The organism is Streptomyces flaveolus, from assembly GCF_000716535.1.
Classification (GTDB): Bacteria; Actinomycetota; Actinomycetes; order Streptomycetales; family Streptomycetaceae; genus Streptomyces; species Streptomyces flaveolus_A.
Genome location: NZ_JNWV01000016.1, coordinates 73,168 through 99,080 on the forward strand (window position 1 = coordinate 73,168; position 25,913 = coordinate 99,080).

At 72.6% G+C, this 25,913-nt stretch carries 25 protein-coding genes; 21 read left to right on the forward strand and 4 right to left on the reverse strand.

What is annotated here, in order from left to right; genetic code table 11:
* The first annotated feature begins 99 nt into the window (after window positions 1-99).
* Window positions 100-1,143 (forward strand): helix-turn-helix transcriptional regulator, encoded by a 1,044-nt coding sequence (locus tag OO52_RS18015; RefSeq protein WP_030648254.1) that lies wholly within the window; start codon window positions 100-102, stop codon window positions 1,141-1,143.
* Here OO52_RS18015 and OO52_RS18020 read toward each other — a convergent pair.
* Window positions 1,106-2,086: a helix-turn-helix domain-containing protein gene (locus OO52_RS18020; protein WP_030648257.1), complete on the reverse strand. Its 981-nt coding sequence runs from the start codon at window positions 2,084-2,086 to the stop codon at window positions 1,106-1,108. The genes OO52_RS18015 and OO52_RS18020 overlap by 38 nt on opposite strands.
* A 13-nt stretch (window positions 2,087-2,099) precedes the next feature.
* On the reverse strand, window positions 2,100-3,110 hold the full coding sequence (locus OO52_RS18025; protein ID WP_078629589.1) for a helix-turn-helix transcriptional regulator: 1,011 nt from the start codon (window positions 3,108-3,110) through the stop codon (window positions 2,100-2,102).
* A gap of 312 nt (window positions 3,111-3,422) precedes the next feature.
* Between OO52_RS18025 and OO52_RS18030 the strand changes: the two genes are divergently transcribed.
* A complete protein-coding gene (locus tag OO52_RS18030) occupies window positions 3,423-3,758 on the forward strand; it encodes a hypothetical protein (RefSeq protein WP_030648261.1) in 336 nt (111 codons plus the stop codon).
* A 154-nt stretch (window positions 3,759-3,912) separates the two neighbouring features.
* On the opposite strand, the gene OO52_RS18035 is transcribed toward OO52_RS18030, so the two are convergent.
* A complete protein-coding gene (locus tag OO52_RS18035) occupies window positions 3,913-4,326 on the reverse strand; it encodes a pyridoxamine 5'-phosphate oxidase family protein (RefSeq protein ID WP_030648263.1) in 414 nt (137 codons plus the stop codon).
* Window positions 4,327-4,443: 117 nt separating this feature from the next.
* Here OO52_RS18035 and clpB point away from each other — a divergent pair, with 117 nt between their 5' ends.
* Both clpB and OO52_RS18050 read left to right on the forward strand, forming a co-directional pair.
* Window positions 4,444-7,041, forward strand: a complete 2,598-nt coding sequence (gene clpB / locus OO52_RS18040; protein ID WP_030648265.1) for an ATP-dependent chaperone ClpB — start codon at window positions 4,444-4,446, stop codon at window positions 7,039-7,041.
* 311 nt (window positions 7,042-7,352) lie between these two features.
* Window positions 7,353-7,883 carry a YbjN domain-containing protein gene (locus OO52_RS18050; protein WP_015493304.1) on the forward strand — a complete coding sequence of 177 codons (531 nt, stop codon included), beginning with the start codon at window positions 7,353-7,355 and terminating at the stop codon, window positions 7,881-7,883.
* A gap of 51 nt (window positions 7,884-7,934) precedes the next feature.
* Here the strand turns inward: OO52_RS18050 and OO52_RS18055 are convergent, their stop codons facing one another.
* The gene (locus OO52_RS18055; RefSeq protein ID WP_030648267.1) at window positions 7,935-9,128 is read right to left on the reverse strand and encodes a pyridoxal phosphate-dependent aminotransferase; all 1,194 of its coding nucleotides are present in this window, start codon (window positions 9,126-9,128) and stop codon (window positions 7,935-7,937) included.
* Window positions 9,129-9,365: 237 nt separating this feature from the next.
* Here OO52_RS18055 and OO52_RS18060 point away from each other — a divergent pair, with 237 nt between their 5' ends.
* The 17 genes from OO52_RS18060 to OO52_RS50845 all read left to right on the forward strand — a co-directional run bounded on the left by OO52_RS18060 (window position 9,366) and on the right by OO52_RS50845 (window position 25,855).
* The gene (locus OO52_RS18060) at window positions 9,366-9,827 is read left to right on the forward strand and encodes a DUF7144 family membrane protein (RefSeq protein WP_234339604.1); all 462 of its coding nucleotides are present in this window, start codon (window positions 9,366-9,368) and stop codon (window positions 9,825-9,827) included.
* 246 nt (window positions 9,828-10,073) lie between these two features.
* A complete protein-coding gene (locus tag OO52_RS53980) occupies window positions 10,074-10,418 on the forward strand; it encodes a hypothetical protein (RefSeq protein ID WP_030648271.1) in 345 nt (114 codons plus the stop codon).
* Between the two features lie 332 nt (window positions 10,419-10,750).
* A complete protein-coding gene (locus OO52_RS18070) occupies window positions 10,751-11,287 on the forward strand; it encodes a DUF2617 family protein (RefSeq protein WP_030648273.1) in 537 nt (178 codons plus the stop codon).
* A 79-nt stretch (window positions 11,288-11,366) separates the two neighbouring features.
* The gene (locus OO52_RS18075) at window positions 11,367-13,001 is read left to right on the forward strand and encodes a polyamine aminopropyltransferase (RefSeq protein ID WP_030648275.1); all 1,635 of its coding nucleotides are present in this window, start codon (window positions 11,367-11,369) and stop codon (window positions 12,999-13,001) included.
* Between the two features lie 52 nt (window positions 13,002-13,053).
* The gene (locus OO52_RS18080; protein ID WP_030648277.1) at window positions 13,054-13,917 is read left to right on the forward strand and encodes an SRPBCC family protein; all 864 of its coding nucleotides are present in this window, start codon (window positions 13,054-13,056) and stop codon (window positions 13,915-13,917) included.
* A gap of 59 nt (window positions 13,918-13,976) precedes the next feature.
* The gene (locus OO52_RS18085; RefSeq protein ID WP_030648279.1) at window positions 13,977-14,765 is read left to right on the forward strand and encodes an aldose epimerase; all 789 of its coding nucleotides are present in this window, start codon (window positions 13,977-13,979) and stop codon (window positions 14,763-14,765) included.
* Between the two features lie 10 nt (window positions 14,766-14,775).
* Window positions 14,776-15,324: an orotate phosphoribosyltransferase gene (pyrE, locus tag OO52_RS18090; RefSeq protein WP_030648281.1), complete on the forward strand. Its 549-nt coding sequence runs from the start codon at window positions 14,776-14,778 to the stop codon at window positions 15,322-15,324.
* Window positions 15,325-15,468: 144 nt separating this feature from the next.
* Window positions 15,469-16,491, forward strand: a complete 1,023-nt coding sequence (gene fbaA, locus OO52_RS18095; protein WP_030648285.1) for a class II fructose-bisphosphate aldolase — start codon at window positions 15,469-15,471, stop codon at window positions 16,489-16,491.
* A 66-nt stretch (window positions 16,492-16,557) separates the two neighbouring features.
* Window positions 16,558-18,012 carry an MFS transporter gene (locus OO52_RS18100; RefSeq protein ID WP_030648287.1) on the forward strand — a complete coding sequence of 485 codons (1,455 nt, stop codon included), beginning with the start codon at window positions 16,558-16,560 and terminating at the stop codon, window positions 18,010-18,012.
* 283 nt (window positions 18,013-18,295) lie between these two features.
* Window positions 18,296-18,709, forward strand: a complete 414-nt coding sequence (locus OO52_RS18105) for a DUF3151 domain-containing protein (RefSeq protein ID WP_030648291.1) — start codon at window positions 18,296-18,298, stop codon at window positions 18,707-18,709.
* 73 nt (window positions 18,710-18,782) lie between these two features.
* Window positions 18,783-19,997 (forward strand): MFS transporter, encoded by a 1,215-nt coding sequence (locus OO52_RS18110; RefSeq protein WP_030648295.1) that lies wholly within the window; start codon window positions 18,783-18,785, stop codon window positions 19,995-19,997.
* Between the two features lie 112 nt (window positions 19,998-20,109).
* Window positions 20,110-20,958 carry a tryptophan 2,3-dioxygenase family protein gene (locus tag OO52_RS18115; RefSeq protein ID WP_030648298.1) on the forward strand — a complete coding sequence of 283 codons (849 nt, stop codon included), beginning with the start codon at window positions 20,110-20,112 and terminating at the stop codon, window positions 20,956-20,958.
* Window positions 20,951-22,135: a kynureninase gene (kynU, locus tag OO52_RS18120; protein WP_030648301.1), complete on the forward strand. Its 1,185-nt coding sequence runs from the start codon at window positions 20,951-20,953 to the stop codon at window positions 22,133-22,135. Before OO52_RS18115 ends, kynU begins: the two co-directional genes overlap by 8 nt.
* A 236-nt stretch (window positions 22,136-22,371) precedes the next feature.
* Window positions 22,372-23,271 carry an alpha/beta hydrolase gene (locus OO52_RS18125; RefSeq protein WP_030648303.1) on the forward strand — a complete coding sequence of 300 codons (900 nt, stop codon included), beginning with the start codon at window positions 22,372-22,374 and terminating at the stop codon, window positions 23,269-23,271.
* 102 nt (window positions 23,272-23,373) lie between these two features.
* Window positions 23,374-24,726 (forward strand): sensor histidine kinase, encoded by a 1,353-nt coding sequence (locus OO52_RS18130; protein WP_199819936.1) that lies wholly within the window; start codon window positions 23,374-23,376, stop codon window positions 24,724-24,726.
* Window positions 24,723-25,388: a response regulator gene (locus tag OO52_RS18135; protein ID WP_030648309.1), complete on the forward strand. Its 666-nt coding sequence runs from the start codon at window positions 24,723-24,725 to the stop codon at window positions 25,386-25,388. The genes OO52_RS18130 and OO52_RS18135 overlap by 4 nt, the downstream gene beginning before the upstream one ends.
* A 32-nt stretch (window positions 25,389-25,420) precedes the next feature.
* On the forward strand, window positions 25,421-25,855 hold the full coding sequence (locus OO52_RS50845) for a hypothetical protein (protein WP_158712515.1): 435 nt from the start codon (window positions 25,421-25,423) through the stop codon (window positions 25,853-25,855).
* Window positions 25,856-25,913 lie beyond the last annotated feature (58 nt).

A 25,913-nucleotide genomic window follows, 5' to 3' on the forward strand; every position in this document is an offset into this window, starting at 1 on the left:
TCCGGTGGCCGCCGTGGAGAGAGCCGTGTTGCGGACCCGGTTCGGCGCCGCGCATAGTTGCGCCACGGAAGTGGCAGCACACCGGGGGTGGAATGGGCGATGGCCGGGCAGGGGGCGGAGGAGCATCCTCACGGTGCCGACCGGCTGTGTGCAGCCGGGGACCGGGTGTACTCCCGTGCCGTACGCCGGGGGCGGGTGCCGCGCACGGACGCCGAACCGGTGCCCTGCCTGCTGGAACTGGCCCTGCTGCACCCCGACCCGGACGACATGGACTGGCTGGTGCCGACCTCCCCGCAGGAGGTCATGACCCGGCTGCTGCGCGGGGTCCACGACGAGGTCAGCGCGAGCCAGCGGCGGGTGGGCTCGGCGGTGGCCGCGTTCGAGTGGTACGCGGGCCTGGGGAGGCAGCTGGACGCGCTGGCGGCGCCGACAGAGGGCAGCGCCATCCGGGTCCTGGACGGACTCTCCCGCATCCAGGCCGCGATGGACGAGGCGACCGAGGCCTGCACCACCGAGGTGCTCACCGTGCAGCCCGGCGGCATCCGGCGGGAGGCCGAGCTCTCCGAGGGCCTGCACCGGGCGCTGGCGCTGCGCGGCCGGGGCGTGCGGATGCGGGACCTCTACACACATGTGGCCCGGCACGGCCAGGGCCTGCTGAACTACCTCGAGCTGATGGGCGACGCGGTGGAGGCGCGCACCCTGGACGAGGTCATCGACCGGCTCATCCTGTTCGACCGCACGGTGGCGTTCATCCCGGCCAACTCCGACCGCACGATGGCCCTGGAGCTGCGCCACCCGGCCCTGGTCGCCTACCTGGTGACGGTCTTCGAACGGCTCTGGCGTCTGGCGATCCCGCTCACGGCCCCCCTCCCCGACACCGGCATCGAGGGCATCTCGCACCGCGAGCAGTCCATCGCCGCGCTGCTCGCCGAGGGACACCAGGACGCGGTCATCGCCGAACGCCTGGGCATCAGCGTGCGCACCTGCCGGGCCCACATCGCCCGTCTGTCGGAGACCCTGGGCGCGGCCAGCCGTACCCAACTCGGCGTCCGGATCGCCCAGGTGGGGCTCGACGGGCATCGCCCGTCGGCGCCGGCCACCGCCCTCACCGGTCCGGATCAAGAACCCCCGACCGCGCGATGAGGAAGCCGAGCTGCGCCCGGCTCTCACTGCCCAGCGTGGCGGCGAGCTTGGCGATGTGCAGCCGTGCGGTCCGCACGTTCATCCCGAGCCGGTCGGCTATGACGGCATCGGTGTGTCCCTCCACGAGCAGCGCGGCGATGGCCCGTTGACGCGGGGTCACGCCGTTGACCGACCGGGTCTGGACGGCTTGGGGGTACATGGGGGTGGCCAGGTGCCAGAGGCGGTCGAAGGTGGTGGTGAAGTGAGCGATCAGGGCAGGGTTACGGATCTCCAGGGCCATCGTGATGTCACTGTCGGCCGGAATGAAGGCCACCGTACGGTCGATGATGATCTGTCGCTCCGGCAGCTCGTCCAGGGTGCGTGCCTCGGCCCGGCCGCGGAGCTGCTCGTAGCGGGCCAGGGTGATCGGTACGTGTCGCATGGTGCTCTGGTACAGCGTGCGTATGCGGCCGCCCCGGTCGAGGAATGCCTGGTCGCGCGGCATGGAGCGCGTTTGGCCGACCTGGCCGCGGTCGTCCGCGTAGTGGGTGTTGGGCTGGACGCAGAGCACCTCGGCGACGGCCTCGGCCATCGCTGCGTCGATCGCGTCATTGATGCGCGGGACGCCCTGGAGGAGCCGGAGGTGGGCCGTCTCGGCCGGTGGGCCGGGTTGGCCGCCGACGGTCAGTAGCGGCTGGAGGAGCCCCAGCAGCCGTCCTTCGCGCTGCCGTTCGTCGGCGATGCGGGCGCGGGACGCGCGCAGGAAGCGCTCAAGCGCGGCGGCGGGGGAGACGGGATCCAGCCGTCCGGGGTCGTCCACAGCGGGGTGCAACAACCCGGCGTCGACCAGGCAGGGGACGTCGGCCGCGTCCGCCGCGGGGATGTGCCCCTCCCGCAGGGCGCGTTCGTACAGCTCCCGGCCGGCGGCGCACAGATCCTCGATGCGGTGTTCCTGGTGCGTCACCGGAGCCGCCGCCTCAGTGATCCCGGTCCAGGATGCCCGACTGGGCGATGAGGTAGCCGAGCTGGGCGCGGCTGCCGCTGCCGAGGGCCTGGGCGAGTTTGGCGATGTGGGCTCGGCAGGTCCGGACGTTCATACCGAGGCGGCGGGCGATGGCTTCGTCCACGTGTCCTTCGACCAGGAGCTTGGCGATGGAGTGCTGGATCTCGGTGATGCCGTCGGGGGCGGTTTCGTAGGGGCTGCCCGCGCTCAGGGGCACGGCGTGGTCCCACATGAACTCGAAGACCTTGATGAGGTAGCTGACGAGGCCCGGTTGACGGATCTCCAGGGCGACCTTCTGGTCGTCACGGGTCGGGATGAAGGCGACGGTCTGGTCACAGATGATGAGTCGTTCGACCAGTCCGTCGATGGTGCGCTGCTCGACCTTGCCGTCGGAGAGCCGGGCGGCGTAGTCCAGCCGCTCCGAGCTGTACCGGGCGGTGTGCGGGTAGAGCGTCCTGATGCGCACCCCGCGTTCGATCAGCGGCCGGTCGCGTCCCAGCCCCTGCTTGAGGCTGCGCTCGGGCCGGTGGCCGCTCGGCTGGACCGTGAGCATCTCGGTCTGGCACTGCGAGGTGGCCAGGTCCAGCGCCGCGTTGATCCGCTCGCTGCCCTCCAGCACGGTGATCGAGTCGCTGGTGACCGACATCTGGGCGCCGAGCGCCATGAAGGGGGCGAAGGCGTCGGACAACTGGATCGACTGCCGCCTGCGTTCGGTGATCTCGTGCTCGATCGGATTGAGCCGTTGGGCGAGGGCGACGGCGGGCGGCACCGGGCGCAGCCATTCCGGGTCGTCGGGGTCGGGGTGGAGGAGGGCGAACTCCATCAGGCAGGGAGCCGGCGTCACATCTTCCCGAGCGATTCGCCCAGTACGCAGGGCGGCAGCATAAAGTTGTCCGCCTACGTCGCACATCTCGGTCATCGCATGGGGATGTGTCGCCTTAGTCCGATTTGCCACCAAATCTCCACCCCCCAGGGTCCTGAACATGCAGGAACATGATGCACCGATCGTGTGGCATTGATGTGCCCGAATGAGCCATCGTCGTACCCGACGGGGGAAGAGGGGACCTTCAAGTGAGGACGAAGCCGACTATGCGTAACAAAATGCTTCGCTCGGTGCTTGTCGCCACCTTCGCCGCCGTCGCGACCGTCGGGGTTCTCGTAGGAGGGTCCGGCGGAAGGGGTGTCGACGCTGGCGACAGTGTCTGGCCACTGGCTCCGAAGGGGCATGTGCTGGCGGACAGTGTCTGGCCTCTGGCACCGGTGGCGGAGCCAGAGGCAAGCGGAGCTGGGAGCTGACGTGACGACTCCACCCGACGACCGCTCCTTCCGTCGTGAAATGGCCACCGCCTACCGCTCGGGCTGGCACTTCATCGACCTGGTCACGGCCATCCCGCACAGCGGTGACTCCCTGATGGTCACCGTGTTCGGTGAGCCGGTCGTCGTCACGCGGGACGAGGACGGAGACGTGCGGGCGTACCGGTGCCTGCGCAAGCCGCGTGGGGCGCCGCAGCCGGTGCGCTGTGCCATCCGGTACGGAATGATCTTTGTGAACCTGGACCAGCGGGACCACCGGCTGTCCGAGCCGGCGCCGTCCGACGTGCGAACCATCTCGGCCACCCCCCGCAGTGCCTGACGCGATTCCCCCGTCGTAACAGATCGCTCAGGTGCTTCCCCCCGCAGCGGCGTCACCGTGACCTGAACACGGTGACGCCGCTGCAGTTTGCGGGGATATTTCGGGGTATGGCGGTACGTCACGGTGGCTGGAAACCGCCAGGGGCGGAGCGCGCTCAGCCGCGCCCCAGCACCCGCTCCACCTCGATCTCGATCACCACCCGGGCCGGGTTCGGCGAGGGCGTCCGCTCGTACCGCTCCGCGTACCGCCGCTCCGCCTCCGCGACCCGCTCGGGCTCGGCGCGCACCCGCGCCCGCCCCTCCAGCGTCGCCCAGCGCCGGCCGTCCACCTGGCACACCGCCACCCGCGCCCCCTCGGCCCCGGCCGCGAGCACATGGGCCACCTTCGCGCTCGTCTTGTTCGTGATCACGCGGGCCAGCCGTGCCGGGGCGTCGTAGGTCACCCCCACCGGCACCACGTGCGGGCTGCCGTCGGGGCGGAGGGTCGTCAGGGTGCACAGATGCCGCTCGCGCCAGAAGGCGAGATACGGCTCGTCCGGGGCAGTCGGATCCTGGGAGTACGAGGCCATGCCGTGCAACCTAACCGACACCGCCGGGACCCGTGCGCGGCCTGCCTTGAGTGGAATAGACTCAACTTTGTGTACGTTGACTGAGGCAGGACCGTCGGGTAGGAGGAGAACGCACACGTGGACGCCGAGCTGACCAACAGGAGCCGGGACGCGATCAACGCGGCGAGCAATCGTGCCCTCACCGAGGGGCACCCGGACCTCACCCCCGCTCACCTGCTGCTGGCTCTGCTCCAGGGGCAGGACAACGAGAACATCACCGACCTGCTCGCGGCCGTCGACGCCGACCAGGCCGCCGTGCGTTCCGGCGCGGAGCGCATCCTCGCCGGTCTGCCCAGCGTGACCGGGTCCACCGTCGCGCCTCCGCAGCCGAACCGCGAGATGCTGGCCGTGATCGCGGACGCCACCGAGCGCGCCAAGGCGCTCGGCGACGAGTACCTGTCCACCGAGCACCTGCTCATCGGCATCGCCGCGAAGGGCGGTGCCGCCGGGGACGTGCTCAAGGGGCAGGGTGCCGATGCGAAGAAACTGCAGGAGGCCTTCCAGAAGGCCAGGGGAGGACGCCGCGTGACCACCGCCGACCCGGAGGGCCAGTACAAGGCCCTGGAGAAGTTCGGCACCGACTTCACCGCCGCCGCCCGCGAGGGCCGGCTCGACCCGGTCATCGGGCGGGACCAGGAGATCCGGCGGGTCGTGCAGGTGCTGAGCCGTCGTACGAAGAACAACCCCGTCCTCATCGGCGAGCCGGGCGTCGGCAAGACCGCCGTGGTCGAGGGGCTCGCCCAGCGCATCGTCAAGGGCGACGTGCCCGAGTCGCTGAAGGACAAGCGGCTGGTCGCGCTCGACCTCGGCGCGATGGTGGCCGGCGCCAAGTACCGCGGCGAGTTCGAGGAACGCCTCAAGGCCGTCCTGTCGGAGATCAAGGAGTCCGACGGGCAGATCATCACCTTCATCGACGAGCTGCACACCGTCGTGGGCGCCGGGGCCGGCGGCGACTCCGCCATGGACGCGGGCAACATGCTGAAGCCGATGCTCGCCCGCGGTGAGCTGCGCATGATCGGCGCGACCACGCTGGACGAGTACCGCGAGCGGATCGAGAAGGACCCGGCGCTGGAGCGCCGCTTCCAGCAGGTCTTCGTCGGCGAGCCGAGCGTCGAGGACACCATCGCGATCCTGCGCGGGCTCAAGGGCCGCTACGAGGCCCACCACAAGGTGCAGATCAACGACTCCGCGCTGGTGGCCGCCGCGACCCTGTCCGACCGGTACATCACCTCCCGCTTCCTGCCGGACAAGGCCATCGACCTCGTCGACGAGGCGGCCTCCCGGCTGCGCATGGAGATCGACTCCTCGCCCGTGGAGATCGACGAGCTCCAGCGCGCCGTCGACCGGCTGCGGATGGAGGAGCTGGCCCTCAGCAAGGAGACCGACCCGGCCTCCGTCGCCCGGCTGGAGAAGCTGCGCCGCGACCTCGCCGACAAGGAGGAGGAGCTGCGCGGCCTGACCGCCCGCTGGGAGAAGGAGAAGCAGTCCCTCAACCGCGTCGGTGAGCTGAAGGAGCGCCTGGACGACCTGCGCGGCCAGGCCGAACGCGCCCAGCGCGACGGCGACTTCGACACCGCGGCCAAGCTGCTGTACGGCGAGATCCCGCAGCTCGAGAAGGAGCTGGAGGCCGCCTCCGCCGCCGAGGAGGAGGTCGCCAGGGACACCATGGTCAAGGAGGAGGTCGGCTCCGACGACATCGCCGACGTCGTCGCCGCCTGGACCGGCATCCCCGCCGGGCGCCTGCTGGAGGGCGAGACGCAGAAGCTGCTGCGCATGGAGGAGGAGATCGGCAAGCGGCTCATCGGCCAGAGCGAGGCCGTACGGGCCGTGGCGGACGCCGTGCGCCGCTCGCGGGCCGGGATCGCCGACCCCGACCGGCCCACCGGGTCGTTCCTCTTCCTCGGCCCGACCGGTGTCGGCAAGACCGAACTGGCCAAGGCGCTCGCGGACTTCCTCTTCGACGACGAGCGGGCCATGGTCCGCATCGACATGTCGGAGTACGGCGAGAAGCACAGCGTGGCCCGGCTGGTCGGCGCGCCCCCCGGGTACGTGGGCTACGAGGAGGGCGGCCAGCTCACCGAGGCCGTGCGGCGGCGCCCGTACAGCGTGATCCTGCTGGACGAGGTGGAGAAGGCCCACCCGGAGGTCTTCGACATCCTGCTCCAGGTGCTGGACGACGGCCGTCTGACGGACGGTCAGGGCCGGACGGTCGACTTCCGCAACACCATCCTGGTCCTCACCTCCAACCTGGGCAGCCACTTCCTGATGGACCCGCTGACCACGGAGGAGCAGAAGAAGGAGCAGGTGCTGGAGCTCGTCCGGTCCTCCTTCAAGCCGGAGTTCCTCAACCGGCTGGACGACCTGGTGGTCTTCTCCTCGCTGACCAAGCCGGAGCTGGAGCGGATCGCAGGGCTCCAGATCGACCGGCTGGCCAAGCGGCTGGCCGAGCGGCGGCTCACCCTGGAGGTCACCCCCGAGGCGCTGGCCTGGCTGGCCGAGGAGGGCCTGGACCCGGCCTACGGCGCCCGGCCGCTGCGCCGGCTGGTGCAGACCGCCATCGGGGACCGGCTCGCCAAGGAGATCCTGTCCGGCGAGGTCAAGGACGGCGACACGGTCCGCGTGGACCGCTTCGGCGAGGGCCTGCTGGTCGGCCCCGCGACGGGGAAGACCCTGTAGACCGCACGCGGCCGCACCACGGCCCCCGCCCGGCCGGCCGCCGGGCGGGGGCCGTCGTGCCGTGCGGGCCGCTCAGACGCTGCTCAGGGCGTCGTACAGGGACCAGAAGAACCACACCGAGAAGGCCAGACAGCCCCACCAGAGGGCCCACAGGGCCCATCGCACCGCTCCGGGTATGCGCATGACCGCATCATCACCCGGCACGGCCCCGCCGGTTCCCTTTCCGCCCTCGGCTGACAGGCGGCATGGGGTTGCCATCCCCCGCCCCTCCTGGGGGAGGATGGCCGCATCCGCATGAAGGGAAAAACACGGTGAGCATCGACCCGTCCTCGATTCCGAACTTCGGGGGCCAGCCCGAACCGCAGCCCCAAGGACCGGCGGGCCCCGTCCTCCCGGATCAGGACCTGGTGAAGCAGCTTCTCGACCAGATGGAGCTGAAGTACGTCGTCGACGAGGAGGGTGACCTCGCCGCGCCGTGGGAGCAGTTCCGCACCTACTTCATGTTCCGGGGAGAGGCCGAACAGGCGATCTTCTCGGTGCGGACCTTCTACGACCGGCCGCACAAGATCGACGAGAAGCCGCAGCTGCTGGAGTCCATCGACGACTGGAACCGCCGCACCCTGTGGCCCAAGGTGTACACCCACACCCATGACGACGGCACCGTCCGTCTCATCGGCGAGGCCCAGATGCTGATCGGCACGGGCGTCGACATCAACCACTTCGTCTCCTCCACGGTCAGCTGGGTGCGGGCCGCGATCGAGTTCGACAAGTGGCTGGTCGAGCAGCTCGGCCTGGAGCAGGAGGTCAACGACTCCGAGCAGCCCGAGGACGACGGCGAGTAAGCGGTCCCGGCCGGTCCGGGGGCCTTCCGCTCCCGGACCGGATCCCCGCCCTCACATGCGCCGCAGCCGCTCCGCCGCCTCGCTGAGGACGTCCTCCCGCTTGCAGAAGGCGAACCGCACGAACGGCGCCCCAGCCTCCCGGTCGTCGTAGAAGACCGCGTTCGGGATGGCCACCACGCCCGCCCGCTCCGGCAGCGCGCGGCAGAAGGCGAAGCCGTCCTTCTCGCCCAGGGGCCGGATGTCGGTGGTGATGAAGTACGTCCCGGCCGGCCGGAACACCTCGAAGCCCGCCGCCGTCAGCCCCTCCGCCAGGATCTCCCGGCGCGCCAGCATGCCCCGGCGGAACTCCTCGAAGTAGGAGTCGGGCAGCGCGAGGGCCTCGGCCACCGCGTACTGGAAGGGGCCCGAGGAGACGTACGTCAGGAACTGCTTCACCGCGCGGACCGCGCTGACCAGCTCCGGCGCGGCCGTCACCCAGCCGACCTTCCAGCCGGTGAACGAGAAGGTCTTGCCGGCCGAACCGATGCTGACCGTCCGCTCGCGCATCCCGGGGAACGAGGCCAGCGGCAGGTGTTCGGCGCCGTCGAAGACCAGGTGCTCGTAGACCTCGTCGGTCACCACCAGCAGGTCCCGCTCCACCGCCAGCTCGGCGATCGCGGTCAGCTCCGCGCGCGTGAGGACGGTGCCGGTCGGATTGTGCGGGGTGTTGATCAGCAGCAGCCGGGTGCGGTCGGTGACCGCCGCGCGCAGCTCGTCCAGGTCCAGCCGGAAGCCGGCCGCCTCGCCGGTGTGGGGCCGCAGGGTCACCGGCACCCGGGTGCCGCCCGCCATCGCGATGCTCGCCGCGTACGAGTCGTAGTACGGCTCCAGCGCCACCACCTCGTCGCCCGGTTCGACCAGGGCCAGCAACGCGGCCGCGATGGCCTCGGTCGCGCCCGCCGTGACCAGCACCTCGGTGTCGGGGTCGTAGGACAGGCCGTAGCGGCGCAGCTGGTGGGCGGCGATCGCGGTGCGCAGCTCGGGGACGCCGGGGCCGGGCGGGTACTGGTTGCCGCGGCCGTCGCGGAGCGCCCGTACGGCGGCCTCCCGGATCTCCTCGGGCCCGTCGGTGTCGGGGAAGCCCTGGCCCAGGTTGATCGACCCGGTCGCCACGGCGAGCGCCGACATCTCGGCGAAGATCGTCGTCCCGAACGCGGCGAGCCGGCGGTTGAGGTGGGGGCGTGCGCTGGAGGTCATGCCGGTCATCCTGCGCTCAAGCTCTGGAGTTCCTCAAGCTGCAGCCGGGCCGCCTGGGCGCCCTGTGCGTGAACCGTCGGCTCCGCAAGGGCGTTGGGACCCGTGGCTTCCAGCCCTACGCGGCACCCGCGGCAATTCCCTGCCGGCGGCGCGGGTTGCAGTCGCGACCCCGGAGGATTGCGGCCATGCTGGTAGGGAAGCGTGGGTGGCTTCAAGTGGGTGGCTTCGCGCGGGTAGCGTGCATCGGTGACCGCGTTGCACAGGAAGGCTGCTGGCATGACAACGGTGCCAAACAGGAGACAGCAAGGGCTCGGGGGGCTCGGCGGCAGCGAAACGATCGACGACGCGTCCAAGTTGGCCGGGATCATGCTGATGGTCAGCGGACCCCTCAGCATCCTGATGGGCGCAGCCGGAATCGCACACGACACTCTGTTCGCCGCGTCCCGGTACGCCTACCGGTTCGACATCACGTCCTGGGGCTGGATCCACCTTGTGATCGGAGTGGCCCTCGTCATGGCCGGCCTGGGCGTCCTGGCGGGTCGGAGTTGGGGCCGCGGGGCCGGTGTAGCGGTGGCGGCGATCAGTCTGATCACCCAGTTCATGTTCGTTCCGTACTACCCGTTGTGGGCCATCCCCGTGATGACACTCGACCTCCTGATCCTGTTCGCGCTGACGAGGGTCCACATCGAGACCCGCGGCGGTCGGTGAACCGCGCCGCTCCGGGGCGGGCTTGAGAGGAAGATGACGGCCCGCGGGCGGCCCAGCCGCCGTAGGCCCCTGACCTCTCTGTCTTTGCAGGTCAGAGGCCTTTTTCGTGCGTTGACCCTCAGAAGTTCCTCAACTCTGCTTTGCGGTCCGGCGCGGCCGGGCATCCCCCGGTCACCGCGGTAGGACGCGGTAACGGCGAGGCGCCCACGGGGGGCCGCTTCGGGGGAACGGAAGGAGGGTGACGCCATGACCGTCGGCATCATCCTGGCGGTGGCCGTGGTTCTGGTCATCGCGGCGGCGGCGGGCCGTAACCGCCGCAACCGGCACGGCGGAGTGTCGCTCGGCAAGGGCGGCCGGCGGAACCGGGCGTACCGCTCGTCGTCGGCGTCGTCCTCGGCGGCCTACGCGGGCAGTGGGGGCGAGACCAGCTGGTGGGCCGGCGGCGGGGACTCGGGGTCGTCGGGCGGGCACGGGGGCCACGGCGGGCACGGGGGCCACGGCGGGCACGGGGGTCACTCCTGCGGCGGGGGCTCGTCCTGCGGCGGGGGTTCGTCGTGCGGCGGCGGGGGCGGATGCGGCGGAGGCGGCTGACACGGGGCAGCCGAGCTTCCGGAACGGGGGGATCCGCATCCGGGCCGCACACGGCCGGGCGCCCGCCGGGGGAGACCTCCCGGCGGGCGCTCGGCCGCGTCCGTTTCCCGCGCCCGGCGCACGCTGTGGTTGAACAGTTGAGCTGTGGAGCCCTCTGAGGGATGGAAACCCCACGAAGTTGGGTAAAAACGCTGTGGCGGCGCCACTGTTCATGATTCCCTCTAAAACGCCAACGCAGCCCCTCGGACGTCCCCCAGGCTCCCCACCCCGGCCGGGCCGGCTGGGCTGACATGGCCGATCTCCCCCTCCTTGCGTGTTAGCGGAGCCGATCCATGCTCACGACCCTGAACACCACCTACACCGATACGCGCGCGGCCGACCTCGCCTGGGCCCTGGGACGCGAGCCGCTGCCCGCCCTGGCCACCCTCGATCTCGAACTCACGGGCGCCAAACTGCAGTTGAGGCTGCTCGGCGCGTCCCACCAGGTGCTCCTGGAGGAAGAGCGAGGCCGCTGTTCGGAGACGGTCGCCTGCATCCCCGGCTCCAGCACCCCGCTGCCGCTGGGCGTCGCCAAGCGCGTCGGCGACTGGGAGTACGAGTTCGCCGCCCGTGTGGAGGTGCTCACCCCCGGCTCGTTCGCGGGCCGCGCCCAGGAGCTGCTGGCCCTCGTCTCCGACCATCCGCACGGCCTCGCCGGAGTCTTCCCGGGCAGCCCGCACGCCTTCACCGCGATGCTGGCCCAGCACCATGAGGGCCAGGTGCACTGGCGCACCTGGCACGCCTACCCGCAGGACGGCCAGCTCGTGGCCACCCGGACCCGGGTCGGGGCACGGACGCGGACGGCGGCTCGGCACCCCGCGGCGACATAAACCCGCACGGCGTCAACCGCCCTCAGATCCACACGTGTGGGTGACGAAGCGTGCCGCACGAGTGACGTAACGTCGCAGCGTGATCGAACCGCACGCCCCAGCGCCCCCGGGCGCCCCGCCCTCCTGGACAGGCCCCGCACGGCTGCCCGTCCGGCCCGGCACCGGGCGGTTCCTGGTCCTCGTGTGCGTCTTCGTCTGCGCGGCCTGCGGACTCGTGTACGAACTCGAACTGGTCGCCTTCGCCTCGTACTTGATGGGCGACTCGGTCACCCAGGCCTCCGTGGTGCTCTCCGTGATGGTGTTCGCGATGGGCATCGGCTCGCTCGGCGCCAAGCGGCTGCGCTGCCACGCGGCGGCCGGATTCGGCGCGGTCGAGTCCGCCCTCGCGCTGATCGGCGGGTGCAGCGCCATGGCCCTGTACGCCGTCTTCGCCTGGACCGCCGGCTGGGGCGGGATGTGGGCCGACGGGCCGCGCTGCCTCCTGGTCGCCTTCTCCCTCGCCATCGGCCTGCTCATCGGCGCCGAGGTGCCGCTGCTGATGGAACTGATCCAGCGCATCCGCCGGCAGGACGCGGGCGGCGCGGTGGCCGACCTGTTCGCCGCGGACTACGTGGGCGCGCTGGTCGGCGGCCTCGCCTTCCCCTTCCTCCTGCTGCCGTTCCTCGGCCAGTTGACGGGCGCCCTGCTGACCGGAACGGTCAACGTCGTGGCGGGCGGCGCCCTGGTCCTCGGCCTCTTCCGCCGCGACCTCACCCGCCGCGCCCGCTGGACCCTGCTCCTCGCCGGGCTCGTCGTCCTCGGTGTCCTCGCCTCCGCCGCCGCCCTCGCCGGCGACTTCGAGCGGGCCGCCCGGCGCGCCGTCTACGGCACGGACGTCCGGGTGGCCGTGCGGACCGACGTCCAGGAGGTCGTCCTCGCCGGCGGCACCCACGGCGAGCCCCTCGACCTCTTCCTCGACGGCCGCCTCCGGGTCGGCGGCCGGGACGAGCACCGCTACCACGAGGCCCTGGTCCGGCCGGCCCTGACCGGCCCGCACGCGCGCGTGCTGATCCTCGGCGGCGGCGACGGCCTGGCCGCCCGCGAGGTGCTGCGCCACCCCGGGGTGCGCCGCGTGGACATCGTCGAACTCGACCCGGGCCTGGTACGGCTGGCCCGCCGCGACCCCGGCCTGTCCGCCGCCAACGGGCACGCGCTCGCCGACTCGCGCGTGCGCGTCACCACGGCCGACGCGCTCAGCTGGCTGCGGCAGGCGCGCGGACCGGCGTACGACGTCGTGATCAGCGACCTGCCCGATCCCGGCATCACCGCCAGCACCAAGCTGTACTCCCAGGAGTTCTACGGACTGGCCCGCCGCGTCCTGGCGCCGGACGGCCGGCTGGTGGTGCACGCCGGGCCCGTCACCGCCCGGCCCCGCGCCTTCTGGACCGTCGCCGCGACCCTGCGCGCCGCCGGCTTCGCCGCCTCGCCCTACCGGGTGCCCGGCCACGACTCCGCCTTCGCGGCCGGCCCCGACCGCTCGACGGGGGCGTCCCGCGCACCACACGACTGGGGGTTTCTGCTGGCGGCGCGCGGGGATGCCGCGCCCGCCCTGCGCGTGGGCCGCGAGCGCGCGGGGACCTTGACGCAGGCCGAGCTGACGGCGGACGCGCGGGCGGCGGAACGGACGCGGGTGGCCGGGATGCCGGTGTCGACACTGGTGCATCCGAGGTACTGAGAGGGTTCACGACCGGGTGAGTTCCGGCCGCAACTGGGTAGGCTCCTCGGACATGGAGCACCAGGTCTTCGTCCCGGCCCCCGCCCAGCGGATCGGCGCGGCACTGGCCGACCAGACACGCGTGGCCCGGGCGATCCCCGGCCTGCAACAGGACGCCGGTGCCGAACCGATCACCGGCCGGCTGAAGCTGCGGCTCGGCGGACACTCCGTCACCTACCGCGGCACGGCCCGGGTCACCGCCCGCGAGGACGGCACGTACGCCGTCGTGGGCGACGCCACCGAGGCCCGCGGCACCGGCGCGGTCAAGCTCGCCCTGACCCTGCGCCTCGCGGACGCCGAGGGCGGCTGCACGGTCACGGCGGAGGGCACCGCCGACGCGACCGGCCGGATCACGGAACTGCCGGCGGAGACGGTGACCGCGGCGGCGACCCGGCTGCTGAACCGCTTCCTGGAGTCGCTGGCCGCCGGTGCCGATGCCCGTTCCGACGCCGACGCCGGTGCCGACGAGCAGCCGAAGCCCCCTGCCGGCGCCACCCGCAGCTCCGTCTTCGAGACCGAGGTCCCCCCGCCCTCCCTGGACCCGGACGCGGACGAAGACCTCGACACGGACCTCGGCGCGGACCCGGACGCCGGCACGGACGCCGACCCCGGGATCGTCACCGCCTCCACCGACCGCCCCTCCGGCGACTTCGCCGACACCGGGGAACCCCCCGCCGAGGCCGCGCACGCCCGCCGAACGATGATCGGTCGCAGCGCCGAGGAGGTCGACCACGCCCCGCCGCGCGGCCGCTACGCCCCGGTCCCGGCGCCGCAGACCGTCACGGCGACCTCGGCGCTGCGCTGGGCGGCACCGGCGGCGGCCCTGGCGGTGGCGTCGGCGATCGTCGTGAGCAGAGCGCTGCGCAAGCGCCGCTGAGCGACGACGACGGCCCCGCGGCCACGTCGGCACCCTTCTCCCCCCAGTACTGTCGTCCCGTGAGTAACGAAGACATCACGCTGACCGCAGGCGAAGCGGAAGCACGCGTCAGCCCGGCCAACGGCGGCCGCATCAGCAGCCTCCGGGTCGGCTCCCTGGAACTGCTGAGGCAAGGGCCCCGCTACGGCTGCTTCCCGATGGTGCCCTGGTGCGGCCGGATCCGGGACGGCCGCTTCCTGGACGGCGGCACCGTCCGCCAGATGCCGCTCAACTCCCCGCCGCACGCCATCCACGGCACCGCCCGCGACGGCGCCTGGCGCACCGCGCGCGTCACGGAGAACGAGGCGGTGATCACGTACGAGCTGACCGACCCCTGGCCGCACCCCGCCCGCGTCACCCAGATCGTCGCGCTCGCCGAGGACGGCCTGACGCTGACGATGTCCGTGGAGACGTACGACGACTCCTTCCCCGCGCAGCTCGGCTGGCACCCGTGGTTCCACCGCAACCTCGGCGGCGAGGACGTCCGGCTGGACTTCAAGCCCGCCTGGCAGGAGGAGCGCGGCGCCGACCACCTGCCCACCGGCAACCGCGTCGACCCGCGGCCGGGCCCCTGGGACGACTGCTTCGGCATGCCCGGCGGCGTCGACGTCACCCTCACCTGGCCCGGACAGCTCGAGCTGAAGGTGGCGAGCCGGGAGGAGTGGGTGGTGGTCTACGACGAGCAGGCCGAGGCCGTCTGCGTGGAGCCGCAGACCGGTCCGCCCAACGGGCTGAACACCCTCCCGCGCCTGGTCACCCCCCTGGACCCGCTGGAAGCCGGCACCACCTGGAGCTGGCGGCGGCTCTAAGCTGGTCGGCATGACGGATGTACGTGGCGCGCTGCTGCAGCAGATCAAGGACAAGGCCGTGGTGCACGGCAAGGTGACCCTCTCCTCCGGTCTGGAGGCCGACTACTACGTCGACCTGCGCCGCGTCACCCTCGACGGCGAGGCCGCCCCGCTGGTCGGCCAGGTGCTGCTGGACCTGACCGAGGACCTCGAGTTCGACGCGGTCGGCGGGCTCACCATGGGCGCCGACCCGGTCGCCGCCGCCATGCTGCACGCCGCCGCCGCGCGCGGGCGCAGGCTCGACGCGTTCGTCGTCCGCAAGGCCGCCAAGGCGCACGGGCTCCAGCGGCGCGTCGAGGGCCCGGACATCGCGGGCCGCCGGGTCCTGGTGGTGGAGGACACCTCCACCACCGGCGGTTCCCCGCTGACCGCCGTCGAGGCCGTCCGCGAGGCCGGTGCCGAGGTCGTCGCCGTCGCGACCATCGTGGACCGGGCGACCGGCGCCGCCGAGAAGATCGAGGCCGGAGCGGGCGTTCCGTACCGGTTCGCCTTCTCGAAGGATGAACTGGGTCTGGACTGACCGGGCGGTTTGACCTGCACTTGACCGGGGCGCCGACCCAGCCCCCCATGTCTGGAAAGATGGGGCCGACGATGACGTCGCACCCCAGGTCTAGGTCAGGGCCGTAACGCAGAACGCCAACCCGCAACACAAGGAGCGGACAGGATGCCCATCGCAACCCCCGAGGTCTACAACGAGATGCTCGACCGGGCGAAGGCAGGCAAGTTCGCCTACCCGGCCATCAACGTGACTTCCTCGCAGACCCTGAACGCGGCCCTGCGCGGCTTCGCGGAGGCGGAGAGCGACGGCATCGTCCAGATCTCGACCGGCGGGGCCGAGTTCCTCGGCGGGCAGTACAGCAAGGACATGGTGACCGGCGCCGTGGCGCTCGCCGAGTACGCGCACGTCCTCGCCGAGAAGTACCCGGTCAACATCGCCCTGCACACCGACCACTGCCCGAAGGACAAGCTCGACGGGTACGTGCGTCCGCTGATCGCGATCTCCGAGGAGCGCGTCAAGGCCGGCCGCAACCCGCTGTTCCAGTCGCACATGTGGGACGGCTCCGCCGAGACCCTCGCCGACAACCTCTCCATCGCCCAGGAGCTGCTGGAGCGCGCCCACGCCGCCAAGATCATCCTGGAGGTGGAGATCACCCCGACCGGCGGCGAGGAGGACGGCGTCTCCCACGAGATCAACGACGAGCTGTACACCACCGTCGACGACGCGATCCGCACCGCCGAGGCCCTGGGCCTGGGCGAGAAGGGCCGCTACCTGCTGGCCGCCTCCTTCGGCAACGTGCACGGCGTGTACAAGCCGGGCAACGTCGTGCTGCGCCCGGAGCTGCTGAAGGAGCTGAGCGAGGGCGTCGCCGCCAAGTTCGGCAAGGCCTCCCCGTTCGACTTCGTCTTCCACGGCGGCTCCGGCTCCACCGAGCAGGAGATCCTGACCGCGCTGGAGAACGGCGTGGTGAAGATGAACCTCGACACGGACACCCAGTACGCCTTCACCCGTCCGGTCGCCGGCCACATGTTCCAGAACTACGACGGCGTCCTGAAGGTCGACGGCGAGGTCGGCAACAAGAAGGCCTACGACCCGCGCACCTGGGGCAAGCTGGCCGAGGCCGGCATGGCCGCGCGCGTCGTCGAGGCCACGCAGCACCTGCGCTCGGCGGGCAACAAGATCAAGTAAGCGGTACGGCGTTCCAGCGGGCCCGGTGGCTGTCCCTGCCGCCGGGCCCGCTGTATACCTGGGGGCATGCCCGACGTCCGGCTCGCCTCGCCCCAGGGCAAGTGGATCCTGCTGACCACCGTCCTCGGCTCCAGCATGGCGATGCTGGACTCCACCGTCGTCAACGTCGCCCTGCCGCGCATCGGCCAGGACCTCGACGCGAGCCTCGCCGCCCTCCAGTGGACGGTCAACGCGTACATGGTCACGCTGGCCGGGCTGATCCTGCTGGGCGGCTCGCTGGGCGACCGCTACGGGCGCCGGAAGGTCTTCGTCCTCGGGGTGGTCTGGTTCGCGGCGGCCTCCCTGCTGTGCGGCCTGGCCCCCACCTCCGGGATCCTCATCGCCGCCCGCGCCCTCCAGGGCATCGGCGGGGCCCTGCTCACCCCCGGCTCGCTCGCCCTCATCCAGGCGTCCTTCCACCCCGACGACCGCAGCCGGGCGGTCGGCCTGTGGTCCGGCTTCGGCGGGATCGGCGCCGCCGTCGGCCCCTTCCTCGGCGGCTGGCTGGTGGCCGGGCCCGGCTGGCGCTGGGTGTTCCTCCTCAACGTGCCCGTGGCGCTGCTGTGCGCGCCGATCGCGCTGCGGCACGTACCGGAATCCGCCGACCACCGCGCCCACGGCCGCTTCGACGTCCTGGGCGCGGCCCTCGGGGCGCTCTCCCTCGCCCTGCTGACGTACGCGCTGATCGAGGCCCGGGGCGGCTCCCTGGCGGTCGCCCTGACCGGGGCGGCGGGCCTCGCGGCGGCGGTGGCCTTCGTACACGTCGAGCGGCACCGTCCCGACCCGATGCTTCCGCCGGACATCTTCGCCTCGCGCCAGTTCACGGCGGTCAACCTCGTCACCCTGTGCGTGTACGCGGCCTTCGGCGGCTTCTTCTTCCTCACCGCGCTCCAGCTCCAGGTGGTGGCGGGCTACTCGCCGCTCGCCGCCGGTACGGCCCTGCTGCCCACCACGGCCCTGATGCTGCTGTTCTCCTCCCGCTCCGGCGCGCTGGCCGACCGCACCGGGCCGCGCCTGCCGCTGACGGTGGGTCCGCTGCTGTGCGCGGTGGCGATGCTGCTGATGCTGCGGGTGGGGAAGGGGGCGGACTACCTGACCGACGTGCTCCCGGCCCTCCTCGTGATGGGCGCCGGCATGGTCACCCTGGTCGCGCCCCTGACGGCCACGGTCCTCGCCTCCGTCGACACCGCCCGGGCGGGCCTGGCCAGCGGCATCAACAACGCGGCGGCGCGGGCGGCGGGGCTGGTGGCGGTGGCGGCGCTGCCGCTGCTGGCGGGGATGGGGCCGGAGGCGTACCGGTCGCCCACGGCGTTCGACGCGGCGTTCGACCGGGCGATGCCGATCTGCGCGGGGGTGCTGCTGCTGGGCTCGGCGATCGCCTTCGCCCTGGTCCGCCGGCCGGCGCCGGGATGCCCGCGGCCGGAATGCCGGACCCACGGCAACGTGACGGCTCCGCCGTTGGAGGCCGACCGGCCGGGGTGAGCGCCGGGTGGATCTCCGGCCGCGGTTCGGTGGGGCTGGCGGCGTGGTTCGCTGCGGCTCGGTGGGGCTGGTGGCGTTGCTCCGTGCGGCTTGGTGGGGGCTGGTCGCGCAGTTCCCCGCGCCCCTTCGGGGCGCTGGTTCGGCTGTGGGCGGTTGGGGGCGTGGTCGGTGTGGGTCTTCGGCTGCGGCTTGGTGGGGGCTTGTCGCGCAGTTCCCCGCGCCCCTTCGGGCGCTTGCACCCCGTGCTGAGCCGGTTGTCGGGGCCATGCGCGAAACTGAGGTCATGACGATTCACGAGAACCTTCTCGGCGGTCCGCCCCCGACCCACCTCCCCGACGACCCGGGTCCCCGCGAGGCCCTGGCGAACGGCACCGCGCCGGCGGACGTCGCCGCCAAGTACCCCACCTCCTCCCTCGCCTGGGCCCAGCTGGCCGACGAGGCGTTCGAGCGGGGCTCGGTCGTGGAGTCGTACGCCTACGCCCGTACGGGCTACCACCGTGGCCTGGACGCCCTGCGCCGCAACGGCTGGAAGGGGCACGGCCCGGTGCCGTGGGAGCACGAGCCGAACCGCGGCTTCCTGCGCGCCCTGCACGCCCTCGCCCGCGCCGCCCAGGCGATCGGCGAGCAGGAGGAGTACGAGCGCTGCACACAGTTCCTGAAGGACTCCTCGCCGACGGCGGCCCAGACCCTGGGCTGATCCGTACGTGACGCACGAGTCCGCCCTGGCCCCGTGCCACGACGCCTCTGCCGGGGCGCGGAGGCCGGGGCCCATGGGGCTGTCCCGGGACTTCTGGCTGGTGTGGACCGCGGCGGCGGTCTCCGGGCTCGGCGACGGGCTGGAGCTGAGCGCGTTCCCCCTGCTGGCCACGCACTGGACCCGTGACCCGGTGCTCGTCTCCGCGGCCGCCGCCGCCATGCAGGCACCCTGGCTGTTCCTGGGGCTGCCGGCGGGCGGGCTGGTCGACCGCTGGGACCGCAGGAAGGTGCTGCTGATCGCCGACTCCTGCCGCGCGCTGCTCGTGGCGGCCCTGGCGGCGGCGGTGGCGCTCGGCGTGGGGAACATCTGGCTGCTGCTGGTCGTGCTGTTCGCCCTGGGATCGGCGCAGATCTTCTTCGACACCTCCGTGCAGGCGGTGATCCCCGCCGTGGCCGGGACCGGCTCGCTGGTCCGCGCCAACAGCCTCCTCCAGGGCAGTTCCACCGTGCTCGTCCAGTTCGTGGGGCCGGCCGCGGGTGCCGCCCTGTTCGCGGTCGCACGCTGGCTGCCGGCCGGCGTCGACGCGGTCAGCTACCTGCTGGGCGTGGCCCTGCTGGCGGGCGTACGGGGCCGCTTCCGCCCGCCTCGGACGTCGTCGCCGGAGGGCGCCCCGTCCTTGCGGCACAGCGTCGCCGAGGGGCTGCGCTGGCTGCGCGACGACCGGGTGGTCCGGGTGCTCGCCCTGGCGACGGTCCTGCTGGGCATGGGCAGCGCTGCCGCCTGGGGGGTCATGGTCCTCTTCGCCCGGCACCAGTGGCACCTCGACGGCACGGGCTACGGGCTGCTTCTGACGGCGAGCGCCGTGGGCAGCGTCGTCGGCTCCCTGGTCGCCGCCCCGCTGGCCCGGCGGCTGCCCCACCGGTTGCTGCTGGTCGGTTCCGCCGCCGGCTCGGCGGCGGCCTTCGGCCTGCTGACGGTCACCCGCCCGGCCGCGCTCGCCGCGGCCCTGCTGGCCGTCAACGGGCTGATGGTGGTGGTGTGGAACGTGGTCACGGTCTCCGAACGGCAGGCCCGCATCCCGGACGCGCTCACCGGCCGGGTGACCGCCGCGTACCGGATGCTCGCCTGGGGCAGCATGCCGGTCGGCGGGCTCCTGGGCGGCGCGCTGGCCTCCGCCCTGGGTCTGCGCGCCGCGCTGTCGGCGGCGGCCCTGCTGCTCGTCCTGGCCGCCGCGCTGGTCGCCGCCGGACGTGCTCCCCTCGGTGGCGGCGCCCGGCACGAGGAATGATCGGCCTTGCCGTATCGGGGGTGATTGCGGAGGATTCCGTTTGGGGACCGGGGCCCCCGTGCCGGCATCGGCAGGGGCGGACCGCTACCCGGAGTAACAACAGGAGACAGCGATGTCCCAACAGGCTCACCCCCCTTACGAGGCCGCTGAGCCCGAGACCCCGAATCTCGATTTCGCGGGGACGACGCCGTACGAGGACTACGTCAAGGCGGACGTCCTCACCCACCTCCAGCACACCCTCTCCGACGACCCCGGAGAGATGGTCTTCCTGGTGACCACGCAGGTCATGGAGCTGTGGTTCACGGTCATCGTGCACGAGTGGGAGACGGCCGCGCAGGCCCTCCGCGCCGACGACGTGCCGACCGCCCTCGCCGCGCTGAAGCGCTCCGTGCGGGAACTGGAGGCCCTGAACGCCTCCTGGAAGCCGCTCGGCCAGCTCACCCCGGCGCAGTTCAACTCCTACCGCGGCGCCCTCGGCGAGGGCTCCGGATTCCAGTCGGCGATGTACCGGCGCCTTGAGTTCCTGCTCGGCGAGAAGTCCGCTTCCATGCTCGTCCCGCACCGCGGCGCCCCGCGCGTCCACGCGGAACTGGAGAAGGCGCTGCACGAGCCCAGCCTGTACGACGAGGTGGTACGGCTCCTCGCGCGCCGCGGCCACGCGATCCCCGACTCCGTGCTGCACCGTGACGTCTCCCAGCGCTACGAGCCCACGGACGCCGTGGAGGCGGCCTGGGCGGAGATCTACTCCGGCGACCAGAACGCCGAACTCGCCCGCCTCGGCGAGGCGTTGAGCGACGTGGCCGAACTGGTCTGGCGCTGGCGCAACGACCACCTGGTCGCCACCCGGCGCGCGATGGGCGCCAAGGCCGGCACGGGCGGCTCCGCCGGCGTGGCCTGGCTGGAGAAGCGCGCCCGCAAGAACGTGTTCCCCGAGCTGTGGACGGCGAGGTCCCATGTCTGAGCTGCCCCTGCTCGCGAAGGAGCTGGACGAGGCCGACGAACTGGCCGCCCTGCGGGATCGCTTCGTCCTCGACGAGGTGGTCTACCTCGACGGCAACTCCCTCGGCGCCCTGCCCGCGCACGTCCCCGACCGGGTCGCGGACGTCGTCCGCCGCCAGTGGGGCGAACTGCGCATCCGCTCCTGGGAGGAGAGCGGCTGGTGGACCGCGCCGGAGCGGATCGGCGACCGGATCGCCCCGCTGGTCGGCGCGGCGCCCGGCCAGGTCGTCGTCGGCGACTCCACCAGCGTCAACGTCTTCAAGGCGCTGGTCGCCGCGATCCGCATGGCGGGCGACGGCCGCGACGAACTCCTGGTGGACGCCACGACCTTCCCCACCGACGGCTACATCGCCGAGTCGGCGGCCCGGCTGACCGGCCGCACCCTGCGCGCGGTGACGCCGGCCGAGGTGCCGTCCGCGCTGGGCGACCGTACGGCCGCCGTGCTGCTCAACCACGTCGACTACCGCACCGGCCGGCTGCACGACCTCCCGGCGCTCACCGCCGCGGTCCACGCCTGCGGCGCCCTCGCGGTCTGGGACCTGTGCCACAGCGCGGGCGCGCTGCCGGTGGGCCTGGACGAGCACGGCGTGGACCTCGCGGTCGGCTGCACCTACAAGTACCTGAACGGCGGTCCGGGTTCACCGGCGTACCTGTACGTGCGCCGGGAGCTTCAGGACCGCTTCGACTCCCCGCTGCCCGGCTGGAACTCCCACGCCGAGCCGTTCGGGATGAGCCCGTCGTACGCCCCGGCGGCGGGCGCGGTGCGCGGCCGGGTCGGCACCCCGGACATCCTCTCCCTGCTGGCGCTGGAGGCCGCCCTCGACGTCTGGGACGGGGTGTCCGTCGACGCCGTCCGCGCCAAGTCCCTGGCACTGACGGACTTCTTCCTGCGGTGCGTGGAGGAGTACACCGAGCCGGGCCGGGTGGAGTGCGTGACCCCGGAGCGGCACGCGGAGCGGGGCAGCCAGATCGCCCTGCGCTGCCCGGACGCGGGCGAGGTGATGAAACGCCTGATCGCCCGGGGCGTGGTGGGTGACTTCCGCCACCCCGACGTCCTCCGCTTCGGCTTCACCCCGCTGTACGTGGGCTTCCGGGACGTGGAGCGGGCGGCGCGGGTGCTGGGGGAGGAGCTGGCATAGGGCAGGTGCGGGGGGCGGGGCGCCGGGCGCGGGCCCGGTCGCCTCGGCCCCCGCACCGGGCCTTTCGGGGGCCCGGAGAGCCGGGCGACCTCACGGCCCGTCACATCCCCGTGTCCCCGCACGTCACCGGCCTGGTACCGTCCCCGCCAACGGCCGAGGTCCCCCCCTGGTCCGCCAAACCCTCCCCCAGTGCCGAAGGCCTGGGAGGTACCCCACCGTCGCTGAGAGGTTGGAGCATGCCGGACGACGCCGCCGCAGCCCGCGCCGCCGCCGAAGAGGAGTCGGCCTTCTCGCACTCCCCGGTCGACCCCGACGTCACCGCCGCGTACGGTGACCACCCCGACCAGGTGATCGACTTCTACGCTCCCCGCCCCGGCCCGTACTCCGCCGCTCCCGGCACCCTCGCCCCGCTGGTCGTCGTCCTGCACGGCGGCGCCTGGCGCGCCCGCTACGACCGCCGCCACATCACCCCCTTCGCGGACCACCTGGCCCGCAGAGGCTTCGCGGTGGCCAACGTCGAGTACAGACGGGGCGGCGAGGGCCCGGCCGGCGCACCGGACGACGGCACGCCGCCGGCCGGCCGCTGGCCCGACACCTTCGACGACGTCGCGGCGGCCCTGGACGCCCTGCCGGCGCTGGTCCGCGAGGCGCTGCCGCAGGCGGACCCGCGCCGCACGGTCCTGACCGGCCACTCGGCGGGCGGGCATCTGGCGCTGTGGGCGGCGGCCCGCCATGTCCTGCCCCCGGACGCCCCGTGGCGGACCGACGGCCCGGCCGATCTCCGCGGCGTCGTCGCGCTCGCCCCCATCGCGGACTTCGAGGTGGCGGAGAAACTGGAGGTCTGCGCGCACGCGTCCCTGCAACTCCTCGGCGGCCCGGACGCCTTCGCCGACCGCCGCCCGTACGCGGACCCGGTCCTGCTCCTGCCGACGGGCATCGCCACGACCCTCGTCCAGGGCCGCGGCGACCTGGTCGTCCCGCAGCCGGTGGCCGAGTCCTACGCGGACGCCGCGGCGAAGGCGGGCGAAATGGTCGGGCTGACCCTCCTGGAGGACGTGGGCCACTTCCCGCTGATCGACCCGGCCGCGGACGCCTGCGCGGTGGTGGCGGAGGAGATCGCCCAGCTCGCCTGGTGACAGCCGTGGTGCCGGGCAGACCCGTAGTACTTGAGACGGACCCCCGAGGACCCCACTCCAAGGGGACGACCAGGAGTCCGGTTCGGACCTACCGTGTGGCACGTGACCGAGACGACGCAGACGCAGACGACACCGCAGGGCGCGGCCGGCCGGCCGCGCAGTCCTGAGTTCCGGCTGGCCGTGGACGCCCTGCGCGGACTGCGGCAGGACCTGTTCCACGATGCCTTCGCCTACCGGCCGCTGCCCCGCATGGCGGTGGACGGCCGCCTCACCCGCCACCTGTCCGACCGGATGCGGGCCCGCGCGGCCTGGACCCCGCACGCGGTGGTGGTGGCCGGCGGGCTCGTGGCGCTGCTCGTCGGCACGGTGAACACCGACATCGGCGGACCGTCCCTGCTGTGCGGGCTGCTCGCCCTCGCCCCGGTGCTGCTGACCCTGGTGCGTCCGGTCGGCGCGTTCTGGCTGTCGTTCGCGGCCACGACGGTCGCCTCGGTCCTCAGCGGCGGCTGGGGCGCCCGGCCCTGGCCGCCGGGCGGCTTCGTCTCCCACCTGCTGGTGCTCACGATCGTGGCGAGCCGGACCCGTCCGCGCACGGCGGGCTGGATGTGGCTGTGCACCGCGCTGTACGGCTTCTGGGCCGAGACCCTCTTCGGCTACGGGAACGACAACACCGACACCGGCCCCATGCTGGTGCTGTCCGCGCTGGCCCTGCTGGTCGTCACGGTCCGGCACGTACGCCGCGAGGCCGAGCAGGAGGTGACCGCGCAGCAGTCGGTGACCGAGCACGAGCGCTCGCGTCGCACCCTGCTGGAGGAGCGTACGACGATCGCCCGGGAGCTGCACGACGTGGTCGCCCACCACATGTCGGTGGTCGCGATCCAGGCGGAGGCCGCGCCGTACCGGGTGGAGAACCCGCCGCCGGAGCTGGAGAAGGCGTTCGCCACCATCCGGGAGAACGCGGTGGCGGCGCTGACCGAGCTGCGCCGGGTCCTCGGGGTGGTCCGCGCCGAGAACTACGAGGCGCCGGACGCCCCGCAGCCCACCCTGGCGGACCTGGACGGGCTGCTGGCGAACGTGCGGGAGGCCGGTCTGGAGGTGGAGAAGGTGGTGACCGGCGCGGTGCGGGAGCTGCCGCAGGGGGTGGAGCTGTCGGCGTACCGCATCGTGCAGGAGGCGCTGAGCAACACCCTGCGCCACGCCCCCGGCGCGAGCGCCCGTGTCGAGATCGGCTACGTCCTGGGCGGTCTGGGCCTGCGGATAGTCAACGGGCCGCCCCCGGCGCCGAGTCTGGTCAAGCCCTCGCCCGGGGCCGGGCACGGCATCACGGGCATGCGGGAGCGGGTCTCGATGCTGAACGGCGAGATGACGGCGGCCGCCACGGACGAGGGGGGCTACGAGGTGGCGGTGTTCCTGCCGGTGCCGGTGGCGGCCCCCGCGATCGAGGGCGGGGCATGACGATCCGTGTGCTGATCGCGGACGACCAGATGATGGTCCGCGAGGGATTCTCGGTGCTGCTGAACGCGATGCCGGGCATCGAGGTCGTCGGGGAGGCGGTCAACGGCCGGGAGGCTGTGGACCGGGTCCGTGAACTGTCCCCGGACGTCGTCCTGATGGACATCCGCATGCCGGAGCTGAACGGCATCGAGGCGACCCGGGAGATCGTCGCGGCCGACGAGACCGCGAAGGTGCTGGTGCTGACCACGTTCGACCTGGACGAGTACGTGTACCAGGCGCTGCGCGCGGGAGCCTCCGGCTTCCTCCTCAAGGACGCCTCGGCGCGCCAGCTCGCCGACGGGGTGCGGGTGGTGGCGGCGGGCGAGGCCCTGCTGGCCCCCTCGGTCACCCGGCGTCTGATCACGGAGTTCTCCCGCCTGGCGGACACCCCCCGGCTGATGCCGGCGGCCCGGGCGGCGTACGGGGAACTGACGGAACGCGAGACCGAGGTGCTGGTCCTGATCGCCCAGGGCCTGTCGAACGCGGAGATCGCCGGGCGCCTGGTGGTGGCGGAGTCGACGATCAAGACCCATGTGAGCAGGATCCTGGTGAAGCTGGGCCTGCGCGACCGCACCCAGGCGGCGGTGTTCGCGTACGAGGCGCGGCTGGTGACGCCGGGCTGACCTGCTGTCATATCAGGGGCGACTGCTCCCTGTTGCTGCCGGCCAGTGTTCGAAGGTGTACGAGGAGGACGACTACCGCGCATGGAACTGGAACTCGTGCCGCACGCCGGCGTCGGGCCGTTCCGGTTCGGTATGCCGTTCGACGAGGCGATGGAGATCGCCCCGACGCTGGGCCGTGTCAGCCACCGGCCGGGAGCCGAGCGGCCCCCGGCAAGTACGTCGTCGACTTCGACGACTCCGCGTTCCAGTACGTCCTGTCCTTCCCCGAGGGCGGCACGCTCACCGCCGTCGAGCTGTGGCGCTTCCGCGACGAGGCGGCCGACATCACCGTCACGTTCGACAAGCTGGACGTCTTCCGCACTCCGAGCGAAGAGCTGGTGGAGCGGCTGGAGGAGCGTGGCCACACCGTGTCGTACGACGACGACCTGGGCATCTACATCCTGGTCAGCACGGAGCCCGTCGTCTGACCCGTGGACACGGGGATCCGACCGGGGACCGGCGCCGGGGCAGAGGTCGTCCTCGACG